Annotated in this window: 2 protein-coding genes; both read right to left on the bottom strand. The window is 67.9% G+C overall.

Annotated features, from left to right (window positions below):
• Nucleotides 1-767, bottom strand: a 767-nt coding sequence (locus AC1DZ6_RS25470) for a TonB-dependent receptor plug domain-containing protein (protein ID WP_477099869.1), incomplete at its 3' end; no start/stop codon positions are given.
• 105 nt (nt 768-872) lie between these two features.
• Nucleotides 873-1,218: pectate lyase (locus tag AC1DZ6_RS25465; protein WP_477099868.1), on the bottom strand; the 346-nt coding region annotated here is incomplete at its 5' end.

Genomic DNA, 1,218 nt, shown 5'->3' with positions numbered 1-1,218 from the left:
GTCTTGTCCGAATAGGACAGATAGAAGGTCAGCTTGCCGGCCTCGCCGTCGCGGACATATTTCAGATTGGCCTGATCGCCGCCCTGCTTGCCGTTGAAGTCCCAGGCCTTGGCCTTCTGATGGGCGTAGGCGAAGTAGAGCGCGTTGTTTCCGCCGAACGTGCCGCTGTCCAGGCGAACGAAGGTGCGGGTTGTGTCGTAGCTGCCCAGGGTCTGGTTGAACTGGCCGCCGAACTCGGCGCGCGGGTCGTTGGTGAAGGTCTCGACCGCGCCGCCGAGGTTGCTGGTCGAGGCGGTGCCCAGCGAGCCGGCGCCCGAAGACAGGATCACCTTGCCGACCACTTCGCTGATCACCGCGCGCTGCGGCGACAGGCCGTTGTAGTTGCCGTAGCTCTGGTCGCCCAGCGGCACGCCGTCCAGGGTGTAGCCCAACTGCTGGCCGTTGAAGCCGTGGATGAACAGCGAGGTGTTCTGCTCGTTGTTGCCCCACGGATCGGCCGTCACATAGAGCACGCCGGGCAGGGTCTGGATGGCCTTCAGCGGCGACAGGCCGGGCAGGATCTTCTGCATTTCCGAGCCGCTGAGCTGCACGGCCGAACGGGTGGTCGACAGGCTGGTGACCAGCAGTTGCTCGACGGCGTCGTCGGGCTCGGCCGGCGTGGCGGCGGCGGGGGCCGGAGCGTCCGCCGCGTGGGCGATCGAAGCGATCGCGAGCACGCCGAGCGCGCTCGCCGCCAGCAAGGCATGGCGTGCAGATTTGATGAGCATGGAACCCCTCCGACCTCGGCCCTTTGCGGGCGTTGAAGGTCCGGGGTGTTAGGGCAAGCCTGCGACGCTTCGACGAGGGTTCGGCGACGGGTTTGTGACGCCGCCTCAACCGGCCGCCGGATGGGCCTTTTTCCAGACGGCGTAAGCGTCCAGCGCCTTTTGGGGGCTGGTGTTGAACCAAGCGTAGCCATTGCGCCGCTCGAGGGTCAGCTCGTTGACGTCGTCGTGGATGGTCTTGTCGCGGTCGCCGAACACCGGGCGGTTGGTGACGGCGGCGTAGTAGCGGGCCCAGAGCGGTCCGGCGCCCGGCTTGGGCGTCAGGCGGCGGCCGCCTTCGGTGTCCTTCCCGCCGGTCCAGGCCTGATCATGGATGGCGTGGGCGGCCAGGTAGTCGGCGCCCGCGTGCACCGCCGCGACCAGGGCGGGCGAGGGCTTGGGCAGGCTCATCAGA

The sequence above is a fragment of the Caulobacter sp. P1_B12_2 genome (assembly GCF_056406675.1).
The sequence above is the reverse complement of the archived record's forward strand: the minus strand, read 5'-3'. Positions and strand labels throughout refer to the sequence as shown.